This is a genomic window from Kineococcus siccus (assembly GCF_009906795.1).
Lineage (GTDB): Bacteria > Actinomycetota > Actinomycetes > Actinomycetales > Kineococcaceae > Kineococcus > Kineococcus siccus.
Window position 1 is genome coordinate 1 of record NZ_JAAALN010000101.1, and the last position, 15,542, is coordinate 15,542.

Here is a 15,542-nt window from a genome sequence, read left to right on the forward strand (position 1 = left end):
TGGCTGCGGCACAGGGGTTGCAGGTTGTCCGCGGTGGACGCCCCTTCGGGCCAGGCGATGACGTGGTCGAGGTCGCAGTCGATCGCGGCGACCCGGCAGCCGGGGCCCTGGCAGGTGTCGTCGCGGGCGGTCACGAACCGCCGCAGCGCGGCGGTGGGCCGGTAGGCGGTGGCGGCGACGTCCACGACGTCGCGGGTGCCGGGGGCGAGGACCACGGCCCGCCACGCGGCGCCGGCGTCACCGGCGAGATCACGGGCGACGTCGGCGGGGACGGCGCCGAGGCCGGGGACCCAGCCGTCGTGCTCGTCGAGGCCGGCGAGGGTGGCCGCGTCGACGGTGACGTGGACCTGGACGCTGGAGGCGGGGCGGTGGGTCCGGCCGGTCACGGGCGCCTGGCCGTTGCCGGCAGGAGTGGTGGCGTCGCTAGCCGCGGGGACGTGCCGGGTGAGGCCGTCCAGGAGCAGGTCGGCCACGGCGTCGTTGGCGCGGGTGGCGTGGTCACGATCGTCGGCGATCCCGGCGGCGTGCGCAGCGTCGGCGGTGCCGTCCGCGGTGGCGTCCGCGGCGGCGTTGGCCCACGCCCGCAACCGGATCGCGTCCGCGCGCGGCAGCACGACGGTGAGGTGGGCGTACGCGTCGTCCTCGCAACCCTCGACCTGGAGGTCGCGGGTGCCCTCACGCCGGCGCACGCTCACCGCGACGTAGCCCGGGGTCAGTGAGGTGATGAGCCGGTCGCAGCGCTTCGACAACGCCTCGACCGGCACCCCGTCAGCCGCCCACTCGATCGCCTCGCCGAGGAAGCGGGCGAGCACCACCGGCCGGTCGGCGGGGTCGACGACGGGGTCACCTTCGACGACGTGCAGGTCGATCAGCCGCCCGGTGTCGTCGCGGACCTCGGTGATCGCGGCGACGCGCCGGTCCAGGCGGGCGGCGCGGCTCTGGATCGCGTGCGCCTGCGAGGAGGTGATCCGTCCTTCGGCGACGGCCTGCCACACCGGGCCGCGGTCGGTGGCGTCGTACCAGGCCGCCCACACCACGGCCAGCACCGCCGTCCACGACAGGCCCGCGGCGTCGGCGAACTCCGCGGTCACCAGGTCCACGGCGGCGTGGACCAGGTCCACCGGGCGCCCGGCCACGGTCAGCCCCGTGTCCTTCAGGGCGATCAGGTCGGGGTGCTCGGAGTCGCGCAGTTCCCGCACCCGCTGCGCCAACCCCAGCACCAGCCGGGCCGAGGCGGCGTCCGCGTCACGCTTCAGCTGTTCCACGACCCCGCGCGGGGCGGCGGGAACCGCTGCGGCAGTGAGGTCGGGAACGGTGGAGGACATGACCCCATCGTACGGGCGTTCGAACGCCGCGACAAGCTCACCCGTTGCAGCGCAACGTGACTTGCTGATCCTGCGACCGTGGGGAAACCACGTTGCCCTGGCGTGGGTGACCGGAGACGATCGTGACGTGGACGACGACCGGCTCGAGGAAGAAGTGCTCACCGGGGGGACCATGGGCGGCGCCGTCCGCGTCGGGGACACGGTCCGCCGGCCGCCGGGTCCGTGGACGCCGACGGTCCAGCGCTTCCTGCGGCACCTGCACGGGCAGGGCGTGACCTGGGTGCCGACGCCGCTCGGCACCGACGAGGAGGGCCGCGACGTCCTGTCCCACCTGCCCGGCGAGGTGCCGCAGTACCCGCTGCCGGCGTACGTCTGGGACGAGGACGTCCTCGTCACGGCCGCGGGCTTTCTCGCGCAGCTGCACCGGGCCGGCGCCGACTTCGACTCCTCCGGCGCGGTCTGGCAGCTGCCGGTGCACGAGCCGGCCGAGGTGGTCTGCCACAACGACGCCGCGCCCTACAACATGGTGTTCCGGGACGAACGTCTCACGGGCCTCGTCGACTGGGACACCGCCTCCCCCGGACCGCGCGCGTGGGACCTGGCGTACCTGGCCTACCGCCTCGTGCCGCTGACCGATCCGGCCAACCCGGACGTCCCGGCGACCTCCACGGCCGAACGGGCCCGGCGCCTGCGGGTGCTGTGCGAGGCCTACGGGTCCCCCGTCCGCGTCGACGACGTCGTCGCGACGGCGGTGCGCCGCCTGGACGACCTCGCGGCGTTCACCGCCGCCCGCCACGCGGCAGGTCAGGACGAGCTGGCCGGGCACGCGGACCTGTACCGCCGCGACGCCCGATGGATCGCCGCGCACGTCGCCGAGTTCACGGCCGGCGCCCCTCGGACGGACTGAGGTGCTCACCTCAGCCGGTCCGCCGGACGCCCGCGTCGGTGTCGTCGACGAGGACCTCGGCACGGCGCTCTGGCAACCTGACCACATGCCCTTCGCCGGTGAACCGGACCCACGCGGACCGGACGTCGTCAGCCTGGCCGTCGACTACCTCGACTGGTGCGGGAGCGTCCTCCTCCGGCGCCTCGACGGTCTGGACGACCTGCAGCTGAGGAGGTCCGTCGTCCCGTCCGGCTGGTCGGCGCTGGGACTGGTGAAGCACTCGGCGGCGACGCGCCGGTACTGGGTGCGTCACGTGTTCGAAGGCGACGACGTCGACTTCAGCTGGCCGGGCAGCGCGGAGCAGGAGTGGGAGGTGACGCCCGACGACACGGGCGAACACCTGCGCAGCTTCTACCGCCAGGAGCACGAGCACTCGTTGCGCGTGTTCCGGGGGAGTCCTCCCTCGACGGTCTCCGCGCGGGACTACGGCGGCACGGGCGTCCGGCCGACGCTGGCCTGGATCCTGCTGCACCTCGTGCAGGAGTCGGCGCGCCACGCCGGGCACCTGGACATCAGCCGGGAACTGACCGACGGCCGGACGGACTTCGACTGACCGCGCCCCCAGGTCCAGGGGCTCGCTCGCGGACCCCTGGACCTGGCCGCACACCGGGAGGACGATGGCCTCCAGTCGGGTCCTCCCCGGCCGAGGAGGAGGAGACCGCCGTGAGACCGGAGCACACCGCGCACGACCCGCGTCAGCGGTTCCGCAGGCTGCCGGAACCGGTCCGCGTCGAGGACACCGTGGAGAGCCACGACCCCCTCCCGGCGCCCGACCCCACGATGGGGCGGGACACCGAGACGGAGTTCCTCCTGCGCACCGCGGGCTGACGCGGGCGCGGGTCAGTCGTCGAAGACGACCATCGCGTGCCCGTCGGTCGTGGTGACCGAGACGTGCGCGCGGCCGTCGGCCCACGTGACGTCGAGGTCCTGCCCGGCCGGTTCGAGGTGGACCCGGGAGGGTGCCGCGTCGGTGCGCAGGGACACCTCCGCGCCGACGAGCGGGAAGGCGTCGTGCACGAGGTCCAGCTTCGGGGTCTCGCGGGAGGACACGTAGCTGAGCAGGTGCACCACCGTCGAGGACGGCGTCCGCACCACGGTGGTCTCGAGGTGCCGGGGACCGCCGGCCCGCACCAGGGGCTGCGGCAGGACCGCGTCGAGGGCCTCGCCGAGGAGTTCGCGGTGCTGCTCGTGCCCGTGGGCGGCGAACGCCTCGAACAGCGGGGCCGCGACGGCCACGACCCGGTCGCCGACCGCGACGAGGACGTCGTCGGTCACGGAGCCCACGGGGGCGTAGGCGTGGCCGCTGAACGTGTCCCAGTCCCGGTCGACGTACGGCAGGGCCACCCTCGCCAGCACGCGGGCGCCGGCGCGGGCGGTCGCCCGCTCGGGCCGCACCGGCAGCACGACGTCCGCGGCGAGGCCGTCGGCCCACGAGCCCTCGCGGTGCACGAACACCACCGGGTGCTCCGAGGGGCCGTGCAGGTCCACGGGCAGGTCCGCCAGCGACGGCTCGCCGTCCGTCCCGCGCAGGGCCGCACCCACGAGCACGACGGCTCCGCCGGCCGCGCGGAACGCCTCGAGCCCCGCGCGCACCTCGGGGGTCACGGCGGTGCTCTCCCCCACCACGACGACGCGGTAGGCCGACAGGTCCGAGGCGGGCGGGACCACGTCGAACTGCTGGCGCAGCTGCTGCAGGGCCCGCACCGCGCCCGTGCCGCTGGGGCCGGGGGCGTCGCCGAGCTCGGGGTCGACGAGCAGGGCGACCTCGGCCACGGACGTCCCGCCCTCGAGGAACGGCTCGCAGTCGCGCACGTGCCGGAACGCGTGCCCGATCCGCTGGTAGGCGGCCGGTGAGGGGACGCCGCGCGGCGGCAGGACGTCCCCGACGCCGTTGGTGAGGCCCAGCGACAGGATCTGGCTGCACTCGTAGTCCATCGCGGCCTGCGGCTTGAACCCGCCGTTGTCCCCCCAGCTCTCGTGGAAGCGCCCGGTGTGGCTGAGCGTCGGCAGGCCCAGTGGCCGCACGAACCGCGCGACGTAGGGCAGGTAGGTGTAGCCCCAGCCGCCCGTCGGCAGGCCCTCCACCTCCACGTGGCGCAGCAGCCGGTGCTCCTGCGCGAGGTTCGTCTTCGGCCGGGAGTTGAACCAGACGCCCTGCACCGCGTCGTCGGGCAGCGCCTTCTCGACGAGGTCGCGGTAGCGGCGCATGTAGGCGAGGGCGTTGCTGCGCGCGTAGCGCTTCCGGTCCTCCGCGTCGGCCGGCCGCAGACCCGCGCGGCGCATGCCGTCGTGGGCCCACCGGGAACTGCTGGGCTGGTCCCAGCACATGTCCAGGAACACCCCGTCCACCGGGGCGAAGCGCCGCACGACCTCCTCGACCTGCTCGGCGAGGTGGTCGGCGTACGGGCTGGACATGTCCAGCACGTGCCAGCCGGCGGTGTACGCGGAGCCGCCCCACTTCACCATCCGCTGCTCGTCGTCCAGCGCCACCCACTCGGGGTGCTCACGAGCGGCCCACTCGTCCACCTGCACGCTGAGGTAGATGGGCGCGCGGATGCCGGCCGCGTGCAGCGCCTCGACCTGACCGGCGAGGAGGTCCAGGTCGGGGGCCAGGCCGGGGTGGCGCTCGGGGCGGTCGGTCCCGTAGTAGAGGAGGCCGTGGTGGCACTTGGCGAAGACGGTGACGCTGTCGACGGCCGCGTCCACGAAGGGCTGCGCGAAGGTCGCGGGGTCGAAGTCGGCGCCGATGCCGGGGATCAGCGGCCCGTTGTGGAAGTCGAGGTGGACGGTCCGGCGCGGGAAGGCGGCGGTCGGTTCTGGCACGGCGGGCCTCACGGGGTTCGGGGGCGGCGGGCCCGGTGCGGCGGTCGACCACCGGGCGGGAGGTTTCGCGGCGTCGTCGCCGCAGACCTCTGATGACTCCATCCTCTCCCTCCGCGCCCCCGGCTCGCAAGAGCGGTGACCTGGCCGCGACCGGACCGTGACCCGGACGCCGTCCGCAGCCCACCACGAGGCCACGGATCCATTGCGTCACAACGCTTCTTCCTGGGGGACGACTGGACAGCGCCTTCCCGTCGGCGTCGTCCCGGGTGGAACCGCCGGGATGTCGTTGACAGCCGCGCGCGCCGGTGGTCCACTCTGACATCTGAGGTGCTGAGCCTCAGCCCGCCGCCCTCGACGTCCCGAGAGCGGATGACGACGACGTCATCGAGGAGCGAGATGTCCCCCTCCAGCAGTTCCGCCATCACCCGCCGCCGCCTCCTGGGCATGTCCGGCGCGTCCGCCGCGGCCCTGGCCCTCGCCGCGTGCGGCGGCGGGGACTCCGGAGGGGCGTCCTCGACCGGCGCCCTCACCTGGTACATGTGGTCCGGTTCGAACGCCGAGGCGGACGCGTGGAAGTACGTCGGGGACCTGGTCACGAAGGCCGACGCCACCACGAAGCTCACGTTCCAGACGAGCACCTTCAACGACTTCTGGACCAAGCTGACGTCGCAGGCCGCGAGCGGGAACTCCGCCGACATCGTCGGCATGCAGGCCCAGCGCGCCCCGCAGTTCCAACAGCTGCTGGTGCCGCTCGACGACAGCCTCGAGGCCATGGGGGTGAACCCCGCCGACTTCGACTCCAGCATCTACGACGGCATGAAGGTCAACGGCAAGCTCGTCGCGCTGCCGTACGACTTCGGCCCCTCGGTCATCTTCTACAACCGGACCGCCTTCCAGGCCGCCGGGCTGCCGGAGCCCGCGATCGGCTGGACGCAGGACGACTTCCTGACGGCGGCCAAGGCCCTCACGAAGGGGGCGTTCTACGGCTTCAACCCCGCCAGCGCCATCGACGCGGTGCTGCCCTTCGTCCTCAGCCAGCACGGGGTGGCGGCCGTCAACGACGCCGGTGAGCTCGACATCGACAACGACGCGTGGAAGCAGACGCTGCAGTGGTACGCCGACCTCATCACCAAGGAGAAGGTCGCGCCGCCCGTGCCAGCGGCCAACACCGCCGCGGCCAACACCAACCAGTTCCTCTCCGGCAACGCGGCCATGACCATCGACGGCCCGTGGAGCCTCATCAACGCCCGCTCGACCGCCAAGTTCGAGGTCGGCATCGCCCCCATGCCCGCGGGCGCGTCGGGCTCGAGGACCGTGACCGCCGGTTCGGGCTTCGGCGTCTCGACGGCGTGCAAGGACCCGGAGCGCGCGAAGAAGGCCATCGCCGTGCTCACGGGCGTCGAGGCCGAGGAGTACCTGGGCACCCAGGGCCGGGCGTTCCCCTCCCGGACCGCGCAGCAGAGCGCCTGGTACGAGGGCAACAAGCTCGACGCGGCCAAGGAGGTCATGGACTTCTCCATCGAGAACTCCATCCCCTTCCGGACCACCGCCACCTGGACCCAGGTGAACGACACGTTCAACCGGTACGCGGTCTCGGCCTACAACGGCGACAGCACCGTCGCCGACCTGGTCAGCCGGGTGCAGGCGCAGAGCGGCGCCAAGTGACGGCCCGACCCGCGCGGAGGAGGACGACGTGGCGGTGACGACACCCATCGTCGTGGCGGGGGACACCGCCGCCGTCGGGCGGCGCGGTGCGCCGCAGGGCTACCGCAAGGGGGACGGGAAGTCGGCCATCCCGTTCCTGACCCCCGGGGCCATCGGCTTCCTGGCGTTCACGCTCTTCCCGGTCTTCGCCTCGCTCGCCATGAGCCTGTTCGACTGGCCGGTGCTGGGCTCGCCGTCCTTCCTGGGGCTCGGCAACTACAGCGAGCTCATGAGCGACACGACCTTCCGCACCGCGCTGATCAACACCCTGATCTTCGTGGTGCTGTACGTGCCCATCAACATCGTCGTCTCCCTCGGCCTCGCCGCCTGGATCTCGCCGCGCATCAAGGGCCGCCGGTTCTACCGCGTCGTCTTCTTCATCCCCGCGGTCACCCCGATGGTCGGCAACGCGGTCGTGTTCGGGCTGCTGCTCACGCCCAACGGCCTCATCGACTCCACCATGAAGTCGCTGTTCGACGTCGGCGCCCCCAACTTCCTCGGGTCGACGTCCTGGGCGATGCCGGCCGTCGTCATGATGTCGGTGTGGCAGGGGTTCGGCTACAACCTGCTGGTCTTCTCGGCCGCCATGGACGCCGTCCCCCCGAGCCTCACGGAGGCCGCGTCGATCGACGGCGCGGGCACGGTCCGGCAGTTCTTCAGCGTCGTACTGCCGCTGCTGTCGCCGTCCATCTTCTTCGCGACGGTCCTCACCCTGATCTCCTCCTTCCAGGTCTTCACGCAGGCCTACGTGCTGACCGGCGGCGGGCCGGGCTCCAGCACGACCACGCTCGTGATGTACCTCTACCAGTCGGGCTTCCAGTTCTTCCGGCTCGGCTTCGCCTCCGCCATCGCCTGGGTGCTCTTCGTCATCATCATGTTCATCACCGGGCTGCAGTTCCTCGCGCAGAAGAGGTGGGTCCACTATGACCAGTGACGTGGCCAGCGCCCGCTCCGCCGCCCTGCCGCCCACCGCCGCCGGCGCGGTGACGCCCACCACGCCCCGTCGCCGGCGCCCGCGCTGGGTGTCGCAGACCCTGCTGACGATCGTGGCGCTCATCTTCCTCGCCCCGCTGGTGTGGATGATCCTCACCGCCCTGAAGGCGGGCGGCGAGGTGTTCTCCACGCCCCCGCGGCCCTTCGGCGACGCCCTGCTGTGGGGCAACTTCTCCGAGGCCCTGGCCTACCTGCCCTTCGGGCGGTTCCTGCTCAACACCCTGCTGGTCGCGACGCTCGGCACGCTCATCACGCTGGCGACCTCGGCCCTGTCGGCGTACGCCTTCTCGCGGCTGCGCTTCCGGTTCCGCGACGGCATCTTCTTCCTCTACCTGGGCACGCTCATGGTCCCCCAGGAGGTCGTCGTCGTCCCGATGTTCCTCATCATGCAGCGGCTCGGCTGGGTCAACACGTTCCAGGCCCTCATCCTCCCGTGGGCGTTCACGGCGTTCGGGACGTTCTTGCTGCGGCAGTTCTTCCTGACCGTGCCCATGGAGCTCGAGGAGGCCGCGAAGATCGACGGGTGCGGGCACTGGCGCATCCTCCGCAGCGTCATCGCGCCGGTCGCGGCGCCGGCCTTCGCCGTGCTGGCCGTCTTCACCTTCATCAACTACTGGAACAGCTTCCTCTGGCCGCTGATCATCACCAACGACGTCTCGACGACGACCGTCCCGCTCGGGCTGAACCTGTTCCTGGGGCAGAACGGCCAGGAGTGGCAGCTGCTCATGGCCGCCGCGACGATCTCGATGGCGCCCACGGTGCTGCTGGTGCTCGTGCTGCAGAAGTACCTCGTCCGGGGGATCGCCCTGTCGGGGCTGGGAGGCCGCTGATGGCGGCGGCCGCCCCCCGGGTGGCCGCCGCACCGGTCACCCCGGCCGCAGCTCCGCGGCCCGCACGCCGCCGGGCGCGCGTCCGCGAGACGGTCACCTCCTCGGCCATCGAGCAGCTCAAGGCCATGATCCTCGACGGCCGGCTGCACCCGGGGGACCGGCTGCCACCGGAGGCCGACCTGGCGCTGGACCTGGGGCTGAGCCGCAGCTCGCTGCGCGAGGCGGTGCGCGCCCTGTGCTTCCTGCGGGTGCTGGAGGCGCGGCAGGGCGACGGGACCTACGTCTCGAGCCTCGGGCCGGCGATGCTGCTGGACGCGCTGAGCCTCGTGGTGGACCTGCAGCGCGACGACACCCTGCTCGACGTCGTCGCGGTGCGGCGGATGCTCGAACCCCAGGCGACCGCGCTGGCCGCCCAGCACCGCACCCCGGTGCTCGTGCGCGACCTGCGCGCGAGCTACGAGCGCAGCGAGCGGTGCACCACGGTGCAGCAGCACGTCGACGAGGACCTGCACTTCCACCGCACGCTCGCGGACGCCTCCGGCAACCCCGTCCTCGCGTCCCTGCTGGACGGGCTGTCGGCGCCCACCGTGCGGCTGCGGGTGTGGCGCGGGCTCAGCGACAGCGACAACCTGCACCGCACCCTCGTGGAGCACCGGACCATCCTCGAGGCCGTGCAGGCGGGTGACCCCGACCGGGCGCGGGCGGCGGCCGTCCTGCACGTCGCCGGGGTCGAGTCGTGGCTCGCCTCCGCCGCCGGACAGGGAGGCGCACCGCGGTGCCGACCGACCTGATGTCTGCCCCGGTACCGGCCTGCGGCGCAAGCCGGCCGGGCTCAGCGGGCCGCCGCGCTGCGGGGTGCGGCCGGCCCGCCGACGGGGGCCGGGACGCCCCCTTCGCCCGCCTCGAGCCCGTCCGCTCCGGCGGCCACCGTGCGCACCCACGACTCCGTGGTGCCCACGTGGACGAGAGCGGCCGCGGCGGCCATGGCGGGGTCGTGCGCGGCGATCGCCTCGTAGATCGCGGCGTGCTCCGCCACGGTCTGGCGGTCCGCGTCGGCGTCGACCAGACCTCGCCACACCCGCGTGCGCAGGGTCGGGCTGGAGATGCCGATGAGGATGGCCGCGAGCGTGGGGTTGCCCGCGGCCCGCGCGACGCTCGCGTGGAAGTCGTTGTCGTGCGTGACGAGTTCGGTGTAGTCCTTCGCGGCCCGCATGAGCGTCAGGTGGTGGTGGATCTCCGCCAGCTGACCGGCGTCCGCGCGTGTGGCGGCCAGCGCCGTGACCTGCGGCTCGATGACCCGCCGGGTCTCGACGAGCTGCAGCACGGCGTCCTCCTGCATGAGTTCCACCGCGACCCCGATGCCCTCGAGCAGGAGTTCCGGCGTGAGGCTCGTGACGAAGGTGCCGTCACCGCGGCGGACGTCCAGCACACGCGCGGAGACCAGGGCGCGCACGGCCTCGCGGGTGCTGCTGCGCGAGACGCCGAGCTGCTGGCTCAGCTCGCCCTCCGAGGGCAGCCGCTCGCCGGGCCGCAGCGCGCCCGAGGCGATCAGCTGACGGATGTTCTCGATCGCCGCGTCGATCAGCGGTGCCGCCACGTCGCCTCCCCCGCTCGTCCTCCTGCGGTTCCCGGCCTGCCGGCGCGGCACCGCGGCGCGGCCCCGGAGCGGTGCCCGGCCCGGTGCGCCGCAACCATCGTAGAGAGCGGACGGGGGTGGACGATAGACAGCAGATGTTTGCCTTGTTAGCGTGGTCACCGCTGCGGCACCCCTGTCCGGGGCGCCGGCCGCACCGTCCGCGCCCACTGTCGTGCGCCACCCCGGTCCCTTGGAGTTCCCCATGCAGGCAACAGGCACACGGATCACTGCGCTCGAGGTCCGTGACGTCCGCTTCCCCACGTCCGAGCACCTCGACGGTTCCGACGCGATGAACCCCGAGCCGGACTACTCCGCGGCGTACGTCGTCCTGCGCACGGACGCGGGGGACGGGCACGAGGGCCACGCCCTCGCGTTCACCACCGGCCGCGGCAACGACGTGCAGACCGCGGCGATCGCCTCCCTCGCGGGTTTCGTCGTCGGCCTCGACCTCGCGGACGTCTGCGGCGACCTCGGCGGGTTCTCGCGCCGGCTGGTCCACGACCCCCAGCTGCGCTGGCTCGGCCCGGAGAAGGGCGCCATGCACATGGCGATCGGGGCCGTGGTGAACGCCGCGTGGGACCTCGCCGCCAAGCGCGCGGGCCAGCCCGTCTGGAAGTTCCTCGCCGACCTCTCGCCCGAGGAGATCGTCGCGGTCGTCGACTTCCGCTGGCTGAGCGACGCGCTGACGCCCGAGGAGGCCCTGGAGATCCTCCGCCGGGCCGAGCCCGGGCGCGGCGAGCGCGAGGCGCAGCTGCGCCGCCGGGGGTACCCGGCCTACACGACGAGCCCGGGGTGGCTCGGGTACTCCGACGAGAAGCTGCAGCGCCTGGCGCGCGAGGCCGTCGCGGAGGGTTTCACGCAGATCAAGCTGAAGGTCGGCGCGGACGTCGAGGACGACGTCCGCCGCATGCGCCTGGCGCGCGAGGCCGTCGGCCCGGACGTGCGGGTCGCGGTGGACGCGAACCAGCGCTGGGACGTCGCGCCCGCGGTGGCGTGGATGAAGCGCCTGGCGCCCTACGACCCGTACTGGATCGAGGAGCCCACCTCCCCCGACGACATCCTCGGCCACGCCGCGATCCGGCGGGAGATCGCGCCCGTCAAGGTCGCGACCGGCGAGCACGTGGCCAACCGGGTGGTGTTCAAGCAGCTGCTGCAGGCCGGGGCCGTCGACGTCGTCCAGATCGACTCCGCCCGCGTCGCGGGCATCAACGAGAACATCGCGATCCTCCTGCTGGCGGCGAAGTTCGGGGTTCCCGTGTGCCCGCACGCGGGGGGCGTGGGCCTGTGCGAGATGGTCCAGCACCTGTCGATGTTCGACTACGTGGCGGTGTCCGCGACGACCGAGGACCGCGTCGTGGAGTTCGTCGACCACCTGCACGAGCACTTCCTCGACCCCGTGCGCCTGAAGGACGGGCACTACCTGGCGCCGACGAACCCCGGGCTCGGCGCGCAGATGCACGAGAAGTCGCTGGACGAGTACCACTACCCCGACGGGCCGGTCTGGTCGGCGCGTGGCGCCTGACGCGGGCCCGGGCGTGGTGGTGGACGCCCACCACCACGTCTGGGACCTCGGCGTCCGCGACCAGGAGTGGCTCGGCGAACCCGGTCTCGAGCCGCTGCGGCGGTCCTTCACGACCGCGGACCTCCGACGCGACGCCGCGGGCGGGGTGCTCGGCCGCCCGCTCGGCGGCACGGTCGTGGTGCAGTGCCTGCCGTCCACCGCCGAGACGGAGGAGCTCCTCGCGATGGCCGCGGGGGACGACCTCGTCCTCGGCGTGGTCGGGTGGGTGGACCTCACCGACGCGGGCGTGGCGGCCGAGCTCGACCGCCTCGCGGCCCTGCCGGGGGGCGGGGCGCTCGTGGGCCTGCGCCACCTCGTGCAGGGGGAGGCCGACCCCGCGTGGCTGCTCCGCGAGGACGTCCGGCGCGGGCTCGAGGCCGTGGCCGCGCGGGGGCTGCGCTACGACGTGCTGGTGCGCCCCCACCAGCTGGCCGCGGCGGCCGAGCTGGCCCGGCGCGCGCCGCACCTGCCGCTCGTGCTCGACCACGCCGGCAAACCCGCCCTGCGCGACGGCGAGCTCGGCACCTGGGAGCGGGACCTGCGCGCCCTCGCGGCGTCGGAGCAGGTGCACTGCAAGCTCTCCGGCCTCGTCAGCGAGGCGGACCCGCTCGCCTGGACCGTGGAGGACCTGCGCCCGGCCGCCGAGGCGGTCCTCGACGCCTTCGGGCCGGAGCGCGTCGCCTTCGGCTCCGACTGGCCCGTGTGCGTCGCCGCGGGCGGCTGGGCCCGCTGGGCCGACGCCGCCGGGACCCTGCTCGGGGGCCTGGACCCCGGTGAGCTGGACGACGTGCTGCGCGGCACCGCGATCCGCACCTACGGGCTGCGCGCCCGCCCGCACGTCCCGTGACGACGACCGTGGAGGTCCCGTGCTCCTGACCGAACTGCTGCACCCCGGACTGCTGTCCGCGCTGGCGGGCGCCGGGCACGGCGGCCGCATCCTGCTCGCGGACGGGCACTACCCCGCGAGCACGGCCGTGGGGCCGCACGCCGAGGTCGTGCACCTCAACCTCGCGCCCGGCCTCCTCGACGTCTCGACCGTCCTCGACGTCCTGCTGCGCGCGGTGCCGCTCGAGGCCGCGACCGTCATGGTGCCGCCCGCGGGCAGCCCGGAACCCGCCGCGCTCGGCGCGCACCGGCGGGCCCTCGGCGACCTGCCGCTGGAGGAGGTGGACCGGTTCGCCTTCTACGACCAGGCGCGGGCGGGGGATCTCGCGGTGGCCGTCGTGACGGCCGACGTCCGCCAGTACGCGAACCTCCTGCTGACCATCGGCGTGCGCCGGCTCGGCTGAGCGGGGGCCGACGCCCGCGCGGCCGGACAAGTACGGTGGTCCGGTGCCCGCTGACGCGACGCCGCCCGTCCAGGCGGGTTCCGGTCTGCTCTCCGAGCAGGTCCACCGCCGGCTGCGCGCCTCGATCGTCGCGGGGGAACTCGCTGCGGGGGAACGCCTCGTGGAGTCGGAGATCGCCCGCCGGCTCGGCGTGAGCCAGGCCCCGGTGCGCGAGGCGATCCGCCAACTGCACCACGAGGGCCTCGTGAACTCCGTCGCGCGCCGGGGCAGCACGGTGGCGGAGATCTCCGCCGACGACGCGCGCGCGGCACGGCGCGTGCGCGTCGCCCTCGAGGAGCTCGCGGCGCGCGAGGCCGTCGCGGCGTTCGGCCCGGCGGCCCGGGATCGGCTTACGGCCGTCGTGGCGGCCATGGACCGCGCGGCGCGGCGCGACGACCCCGTCGCGGTGCGCGAGGCCGACCTCGCGTTCCACCGCAGCGTCGTGGAGATCGGCGGGAACCCCTTCCTGCTGCGCGCGTGGTCGCAGCTGGAGTCGAGCCTGTACGTGCTGCAGGTCCTCGGCGACCCCTTCAGCGTGGGGCGCCTGGAGGCCGCCGTGGGGTGGCACGAGGAGCTGGTGGAGGTGCTCGCGGCGGGCGACGCCGACGCGGCGGCCGCGGCCTTCGGCCGGCACGCCGACGGACGAGTGGGCGTGGCCGGGGCCTGACCCGCGCGACGCCGGTCAGCGCGGCGCGAGGACGGCGGCCACCTGCTCCTCGGCGCGCGCCGAGATCGCGCCGGGGCCGCCGAACAGCCACACGCGGCGCGGGGCGGCGTCCCCGAGCACCGCCGCGGTCGCCGGGTCGAGCGCGCCGGGGCCGGTCAGCAGCAGCGGACCGCCCGAACCGGTCATGGCCGCGGCCCCCAGCGCGGCGCCCCGCCAGTCCGCGCCCGAGGCGATCCCCGCGGTGGCCGGACGGACGAACCGGCGCGCCACCAGGCGCGCGGTCGCGTAGCGGTCGGCCCCGACGAGCGACGTGGCGGCGCCCGGGTGCGCCCGGGCGGCGGCCGCGCCGACGGCCGTGGTGCGGGCCCCCGCCGGGTCGTTGGCGCTCAGGTAGGCGGCGGTGGCGGGCGGCAGGGCGTCGCCGCGGGTGAGCAGGACGACACCACCGGTGGAGCCCGCGAGCGCCGCCACGGCGAGCCCGTCGGGGAAGGACGTGCCGGACGCGAGGTAGATCGGCGTCCGGGTCCGGCCCCGTCCCCCGGCGACGACCTCGCCCACGCGGACGGCCGTCTCGTACCGGTCGGCGCCGCGCAGGGCCGTGACCCGGTACCCCGGTGCCGCCGCGGCCTCGCGCAGCGCGGCGGACGCCGCGGCCGCCCCCAGGAGGTACACGTGCCCGCCGGGCACGACGAGGCGACGCAGCTCCGCGGCCGCGGCGGGGTCCAGCGCGCCGGCCCCCGTCAGGAGCAGGGGCCCGCCGACGGCCGAGGCGAGCAGGGCGCCCGCGACGGCGTCGGCGTGCGAGTCGGAGGTCACGACCACGGCCGCCGGCACCCGCGTGCCGCGCGGGAAGAACGCCTGCACGGCGAGGGCGTGCGGGTCGGGGCCGTCGAGGCGCACGACGAGCGCCGGTGCGGGCAGCGTGACGCCCACGGGCGGCGACGCGGGGCCGGGACCGGCCGCGTTCACGGCCGCGACCGTCACGGCGTACGTCTCCCCCGGCGACAACCCCGCCACGGCGACCGGGCTGCCCGTCGCCTCCACCACGCGGGGCGTGCCCGGCGGGGGGCCGGCGACGGTGACCCGGTAGCCCGTGACGGGGCTGGACCCGGACTCGGGCGGGGGCGCGAAACCGACGACCGCGGTGGTCCCGCGGCCGGCGACCGTGACCGCGGCGGGGGCGCCGGGGAGGACGAGGAACGGCCGCGGGGCGGGCTCGACGGCGATGGTCACGGCCTGCGTGGCCGGCGCCAGGACGCCGTTGGCGGCCGCGAACACGACGGCCCAGGACCCGGCCGCCGTCGGCCTGCCGCTGAGGACCCCGGTGTCGCGGTCCAGCCGCAGGCCGGGCGGCAGGGTGCCGGCGGTCACGCTGAACGCCACGGTCTGCGGGACACCGGTGGCGGCGAAGGTGTACGCGTAGGGGGCGCCCACCGTCCCGCCGGGCGGGTCGGCCGCGGTGAACGTCGGAGCGCGGGGGGCGGGGGCGACCGCGAGCGCCACGACCTCGTCGTCGTCCCCGACGAAGTTGCCGGCGCGCACCGTGAAGGACGCCGTCCCCTCGGTCGTCGGCGTCCCGGACAGCACCCCGGACACGGCGTCCAGCACGAGCCCGGGGGGCAGGGTCCCGCTGCCGACCCGGAACGTGGGTGCCGGGTCCCCGCTGCCCGTGAAGGTGTGCGTGTAGGCCGTGCCCGCCGTCGCCGTCGCCGGGGCGGGAGCCGAGGTG

The 15,542-nt window shown here is 74.6% G+C and carries 15 protein-coding genes; 11 read left to right on the forward strand and 4 right to left on the reverse strand.

The genetic code is table 11. The features are described from left to right. On the reverse strand, nt 1–1,325 hold a 1,325-nt coding region (locus tag GTR02_RS12375), incomplete at its 3' end, for an HNH endonuclease signature motif containing protein (protein ID WP_166607805.1). 127 nt (nt 1,326–1,452) lie between these two features. Here GTR02_RS12375 and GTR02_RS23840 point away from each other — a divergent pair. From GTR02_RS23840 to GTR02_RS12390, 3 genes are all read left to right on the forward strand, one after another. Next, nucleotides 1,453–2,232, forward strand: coding sequence for a phosphotransferase (locus GTR02_RS23840; protein ID WP_205709144.1), 780 nt, complete (start codon nt 1,453–1,455; stop codon nt 2,230–2,232). A 1-nt stretch (nt 2,233) separates the two neighbouring features. Then, complete coding sequence (locus GTR02_RS12385; protein ID WP_205709145.1) at nt 2,234–2,824, forward strand: mycothiol transferase; 591 nt, start codon at nt 2,234–2,236, stop codon at nt 2,822–2,824. 110 nt (nt 2,825–2,934) lie between these two features. Then, the gene (locus tag GTR02_RS12390; RefSeq protein WP_166607806.1) at nt 2,935–3,099 is read left to right on the forward strand and encodes a heme biosynthesis protein HemY; all 165 of its coding nucleotides are present in this window, start codon (nt 2,935–2,937) and stop codon (nt 3,097–3,099) included. A gap of 12 nt (nt 3,100–3,111) precedes the next feature. Here GTR02_RS12390 and GTR02_RS12395 read toward each other — a convergent pair whose 3' ends face one another. Next, a complete protein-coding gene (locus tag GTR02_RS12395) occupies nt 3,112–5,094 on the reverse strand; it encodes an alpha-L-fucosidase (RefSeq protein WP_166607807.1) in 1,983 nt (660 codons plus the stop codon). Between the two features lie 396 nt (nt 5,095–5,490). On the opposite strand from GTR02_RS12395, the gene GTR02_RS12400 reads away from it, so the two are divergent. The 4 genes from GTR02_RS12400 to GTR02_RS12415 all read left to right on the forward strand — a co-directional run bounded on the left by GTR02_RS12400 (nt 5,491) and on the right by GTR02_RS12415 (nt 9,412). Beyond that, a complete protein-coding gene (locus GTR02_RS12400; protein ID WP_166607808.1) occupies nt 5,491–6,759 on the forward strand; it encodes an ABC transporter substrate-binding protein in 1,269 nt (422 codons plus the stop codon). A 34-nt stretch (nt 6,760–6,793) separates the two neighbouring features. Continuing rightward, nucleotides 6,794–7,732, forward strand: a complete 939-nt coding sequence (locus GTR02_RS12405) for an ABC transporter permease subunit (RefSeq protein WP_205709146.1) — start codon at nt 6,794–6,796, stop codon at nt 7,730–7,732. Continuing rightward, entirely contained in the window at nt 7,722–8,621 is a 900-nt protein-coding gene (locus GTR02_RS12410) for a carbohydrate ABC transporter permease (RefSeq protein ID WP_166607809.1), read from the forward strand. The genes GTR02_RS12405 and GTR02_RS12410 overlap by 11 nt, the downstream gene beginning before the upstream one ends. Before the next feature lie 125 nt (nt 8,622–8,746). Further along, the gene (locus GTR02_RS12415) at nt 8,747–9,412 is read left to right on the forward strand and encodes a FadR/GntR family transcriptional regulator (RefSeq protein ID WP_420814725.1); all 666 of its coding nucleotides are present in this window, start codon (nt 8,747–8,749) and stop codon (nt 9,410–9,412) included. A gap of 41 nt (nt 9,413–9,453) precedes the next feature. Here GTR02_RS12415 and GTR02_RS23845 read toward each other — a convergent pair whose 3' ends face one another. Beyond that, nucleotides 9,454–10,218, reverse strand: a complete 765-nt coding sequence (locus tag GTR02_RS23845) for a FadR/GntR family transcriptional regulator (protein ID WP_338073780.1) — start codon at nt 10,216–10,218, stop codon at nt 9,454–9,456. Between the two features lie 241 nt (nt 10,219–10,459). Between GTR02_RS23845 and GTR02_RS23850 the strand changes: the two genes are divergently transcribed. The 4 genes from GTR02_RS23850 to GTR02_RS12440 are packed head-to-tail and all read left to right on the forward strand — an operon-like array spanning nt 10,460 to nt 13,813. Further along, complete coding sequence (locus tag GTR02_RS23850; protein WP_166607812.1) at nt 10,460–11,779, forward strand: L-fuconate dehydratase; 1,320 nt, start codon at nt 10,460–10,462, stop codon at nt 11,777–11,779. Next, entirely contained in the window at nt 11,769–12,665 is an 897-nt protein-coding gene (locus GTR02_RS12430) for an amidohydrolase family protein (RefSeq protein WP_205709147.1), read from the forward strand. Before GTR02_RS23850 ends, GTR02_RS12430 begins: the two co-directional genes overlap by 11 nt. Before the next feature lie 19 nt (nt 12,666–12,684). Then, entirely contained in the window at nt 12,685–13,107 is a 423-nt protein-coding gene (locus GTR02_RS12435; protein WP_166607813.1) for an RbsD/FucU domain-containing protein, read from the forward strand. A gap of 43 nt (nt 13,108–13,150) precedes the next feature. Next, nucleotides 13,151–13,813, forward strand: a complete 663-nt coding sequence (locus GTR02_RS12440; protein WP_205709148.1) for an FCD domain-containing protein — start codon at nt 13,151–13,153, stop codon at nt 13,811–13,813. A gap of 15 nt (nt 13,814–13,828) precedes the next feature. Here the strand turns inward: GTR02_RS12440 and GTR02_RS12445 are convergent. After that, the coding region (locus GTR02_RS12445) for a cell wall-binding repeat-containing protein (RefSeq protein ID WP_205709149.1) at nt 13,829–15,542 on the reverse strand (1,714 nt) is incomplete at its 5' end.

Coding starts and splice junctions, on each gene's coding strand:
- GTR02_RS12400 (WP_166607808.1), top strand. CDS start 5,491: ATGTCCCCCTCCAGCAGTTCCGCCATCACCCGCCGCCGCCTCCTGGGC.
- GTR02_RS12410 (WP_166607809.1), top strand. CDS start 7,722: ATGACCAGTGACGTGGCCAGCGCCCGCTCCGCCGCCCTGCCGCCCACC.
- GTR02_RS12415 (WP_420814725.1), top strand. CDS start 8,747: ATGATCCTCGACGGCCGGCTGCACCCGGGGGACCGGCTGCCACCGGAG.
- GTR02_RS23850 (WP_166607812.1), top strand. CDS start 10,460: ATGCAGGCAACAGGCACACGGATCACTGCGCTCGAGGTCCGTGACGTC.